General features: G+C 75.5%; 3 protein-coding genes and 1 pseudogene. All 4 read left to right on the top strand.

Going from position 1 to position 3,983, the window contains the following annotated elements:
* Nucleotides 1-1,234, top strand: a 1,234-nt coding sequence (locus DZF91_RS40475) for a DUF5685 family protein (protein WP_117359998.1), incomplete at its 5' end; no start/stop codon positions are given.
* A gap of 58 nt (nucleotides 1,235-1,292) precedes the next feature.
* Entirely contained in the window at nucleotides 1,293-2,939 is a 1,647-nt protein-coding gene (locus tag DZF91_RS27130) for an AMP-binding protein (RefSeq protein ID WP_117359997.1), read from the top strand.
* Nucleotides 2,940-3,071: 132 nt separating this feature from the next.
* On the top strand, nucleotides 3,072-3,719 hold the full coding sequence (locus DZF91_RS27125; protein WP_117359996.1) for a copper resistance CopC family protein: 648 nt from the start codon (nucleotides 3,072-3,074) through the stop codon (nucleotides 3,717-3,719).
* A 6-nt stretch (nucleotides 3,720-3,725) separates the two neighbouring features.
* Nucleotides 3,726-3,983: pseudogene (locus DZF91_RS27120) on the top strand (copper resistance protein CopD); the annotation flags it as partial.

Here is a 3,983-nt window from a genome sequence, read left to right as displayed (position 1 = left end):
GGCCGCCGCGACGTCGCTGCTGCTCGCGGCGGGCAAGACCCGCGACCACGTGGCCGACGGCGACGGCCCGTACGCGCGCCGGCTGGTCGCCGCCGCCGCGTCGAGGATGGCCGACCGGTGGGACGAGGCGGGCGCGCGGACCGGCGCGGCCGTCGGGTTCGACCCGTCGGTGCTGCGCGACGCCGTGGCGCGCCAGCCCGAACTGGAACGCGCCACGGGCATCGGGCTGCTGGAGCTGACCGAGCCCACCGAGACCGCGACCGCCGCGGTGTTCGCGCACACGGCCGTCATCGCCGGACGCGAGGGCAACGCCGAGGCGCTGTCGGAGGCGGGACGCTTCTTCGGACGCCTCGCGCACCTGATCGACGCCGTCGAGGACATCGAGGAGGACGCCGCCGCCGGCGCGTTCAACCCGCTGCTCGCGACCGGCACGTCCCCGGCCGAGGCCCGCCGCGTCTGCGACGACGCCCTGCGCGGCCTGCGGCTGGCGCTGGCGGACGTCGAGATGGAGAAGCCGCGGCTCGTCCGGGCGCTGCTGAACCGGGAGATCGGGCGCACGGTCGACCGCGTCTTCGCCCCGTACCCCGAGGCGCGGCGCAGGCACAGCGCCTCCTGCAAGGCGCCGAAGTCCGCGCACGACGAGGACGCGGCCCTCCAGCTCTTGCGCGTCGAGGACGCGCACGGCGAGTTCCCCAGGGCTCAGTTCCCGCCGCCCGGCGGTCACCAGCCGTATCCGCCGCAGGGGCAGCCGTACCCGCAGCAGCCGTATCCGCCGCAGTATCCGCAGGGCCAGTACCCGCAGGGCCAGTACCCGCAAGGGCAGTACCCGGGCCGGCAGCCGCAGCCCGGCTACGGGCAGGGATACGGGCCTCCGCCCGGCCAGCCTCCGTACGGTGGCGGTGGCGGTGGCGGTGGCGGCGGCTGGTTCCCGGGTGGGCCGGGGCACGGCGGTCACGGTCACGGGCCCCGGCAGAGGCCGCCGCGCCCGCCCTGGCCGGTTCCGTGCTTCACCGGGACCCTCGTCTGCGTGACCTGCGGGCTGTACCAGCCGGCTTGGAGCGAGTGGAGGGGCCGGTCGTGGGACGACCGCTGCGTGGTGACCCGGGAGTGCGAGTGCAGTGACTGCTCGTGCTGCGACTGCGGGTGCTGCGGCAGTGGCAACGGCAGCGGCAGCAGTGGAGGCGGGTGCTGCGACTGCGACTGCGGGTGCTGTGACTGCGGCTGCGGGAACTGACCGCTGAGGCGTCCGTCCCGGCATTGACCAAGCGATCGCTTGGTGAAACGCTCGGGGCGTGCCGCACGCGACCTTCGCCGAGACGCTGCTCGCGCGGTCCGGGGACCCCCGGCCGGGCCTGTTCTTCGAGGACGAGGCGTACGGCTGGGGCGAGGTGGTCCGCGCCGCCCGCGCGAGGGCCGCGCTCGTCCCCGGCCTGTGCCCGTGCCCGGACGGCCGCCGGCGGCACGTCGGCGTGCTGCTGGAGAACGTCCCCGAGTTCGTGTTCTGGATCGGGGCCGCCGCGCTCGCCGGCTGCACGCTGGTCGGGATCAACCCGACCCGGCGCGGCGCGGGGCTCGCGGCCGACATCCGGCACACCGACTGCGACGTGGTCCTCACCGACGCCGCGCACGCCCCGCTGCTGGACGGCCTGGACCTCGGCGTCCCCGTCCACCGCGTCGACTCCGCCGGGTACCGCGCGGCGCTGCCGTCCGACCCGCCCGAGACCGTCCCGGACGCGGACCCGGCCGACCGGCTGCTCCTGCTGTTCACCTCCGGCTCCACCGGCGCGCCGAAGGCCGTCTCCTGCGGGCAGGGCCGGCTCGCCGACATCGGGTCCCACGCCTCCGACATGGGCATCGAGCGCGACTCGGTGACCTATGCCGCGATGCCCTTGTTCCACGGCAACTCGGTCATGGCGAACCTGGCCATGGCCACCCATGCGGGCGCGGCCGTCGCCCTGCGCCGCAGGTTCTCCGCGTCCGGCTTCCTCCCGGACGTCCGGCGGTACGGCGTCACCTACTTCAACTACGTCGGACGCGCCCTCGCCTACGTCCTGGCCACCCCCGAACGCCCCGACGACGCCGACAACACCCTCGCCACCGCGTTCGGCACCGAGGCGTCCGCCCAGGACATGGCCCGGTTCGGACGGCGGTTCGGCTGCCGGATCATCGAGGGCTACGGCTCCAGCGAGGGCGCGATCGCCATCCACAAAGTGCCCGGGACGCCGCCTGAGGCGCTGGGCGTGCCGCGTCCGGGCATCGAGGTCGCGATCCTGGACCCGGCGACGGCCGCCGAGTGCCCGCCCGCCCGGTTCGCCCCCGACGGCTCCCTGCTCAACGCGGACGAGGCCATCGGGGAGATCGTCGGGCTCAACGTCGTCGCGTCCTTCGAGGGCTACTACAACAACCCGGAGGCCGACGCCGAGCGCGTCCGCGGCGGCCTCTACTGGAGCGGCGACCTCGGCTACCGGGACGCCGCCGGCTACCTCTACTTCGCCGGGCGCACCGCCGACCGGCTCCGCGTGGACGGCGAGAACTTCGCCGCCGCGCCGGTCGAACGGGTCCTGGCCCGCTGGAAGCCGGTGGTCATGTGCGCCGTCTACCCCGTCCCCGACCCCCGGACGGGCGACCAGGTCATGGCCGCCCTCGAACTGGACGGCCGCCCGTTCTCCCCGGACGCCTTCGCCGCCTTCCTCGCCGCCCAGCCCGACCTCGGGACCAAGTGGGCGCCCAGGTTCGTCCGCGTCGTCGCGTCCATGCCGCTCACCGCCACCGGCAAGCTCGACAAGCGCCCGCTGCGCCGCGAGCGCTGGGACGCCGGCGACGTCTGGTGGCGTCCGGGCCGCGACCTGGACTACCGGCCCCTCGACGCGGCGTCCGCCGAGGCCGTCCGCGCCGAGTTCGCCGAACACGGCCGCGCCCACGTCCTGAGCGCGCTCTGACCGCGCCCCGCCCCCCTGACGAGCCCTCCCTCCCGCCCGCGACCACGCCCCGCCCCGGAGCACGGCCATCGCTCAGCGTCAGTAGGGTGGTGGAGGCCTCGACCTTTCGACTCTGGAGACATCCGGCCCGCCATGAAGACCTCCATCCCGCGCCGCCTCGGCCTGCTCGCCGCGCTGGTCACGGTGCTGACGACGGCGTTCGGTGCGGTGCTGAGCACCCCGGCGCTGGCCCATACCCGCCTGGTGGGCAGCACCCCCGCCAAGGACGCCGCCGGCGACTCGGTCACCGAGGTCAAGCTGGTGTTCAGCGACCGGATCGGCTTCGCGAAGGTCCTGGTCAAGGACAAGGCGGGCAAGCAGTACCAGGCCGGGGACGCCCGGCGGGAGGGCACCGAGGTCACCCAGCCGCTGACCGGGCCGCTGCCGTCCGGCGAGTACACCGTCGCCTACGCCGTCGTCGGCGCGGACGGCCACCGCATCGAGAACGCCGACCTGGCCTTCACCGCCCGGGGCCCCGCCCAGCAGGGCGGCACGTCCCCGAACGCCGGTCAGCCGGGAGGGTCCGCCGCGCCGTCCGCTGCCCCGTCCGCCGACGCGACCGGCGCTGTCGCCGGGACGCCCGTGGCGGGCGCCCCCGCGGCGGAGAAGCCGAAGGCGGAGGCGAAGAAGTCGTCCGGCGGCGCGTCCCGCTGGATCATGATCGGCATCGGCGCGCTGGTCGGCATCGGCATCGGCGTCCTGATCGTCTCCCGCGCCAAGCGCAAGCACCCCGGTGAGTAGGAGACCGTGAACGCAAGCACCCTCCGGGTCGTCCGCGCGGCCCTGGTCGCCGCCGCGGCGGCCGTCACCGCCCTCGTCGCGGCGCTCGTGCTCGGCGGCGCGGTCACCGAGAAGATCATCCCCGGGCTGGGCGACGCGGGCGCGCTGACCCGGTGGGGCCTGCCGTTCTCCCGGCTCGTCATGGACCTGGCCGCCGCGCTCACCGTCGGCGTGCTGCTCGCCGCCGCCGCGCTGCTGCCGGTGACCGGCGCGGGCGGCTCCGGC

It is taken from the genome of Actinomadura logoneensis (genome assembly GCF_003428695.1).
Classification (GTDB): domain Bacteria; phylum Actinomycetota; class Actinomycetes; order Streptosporangiales; family Streptosporangiaceae; genus Spirillospora; species Spirillospora logoneensis.
Note: the sequence above shows the minus strand (reverse complement) of the source record. Positions and strands in the feature narration are given on the sequence as shown.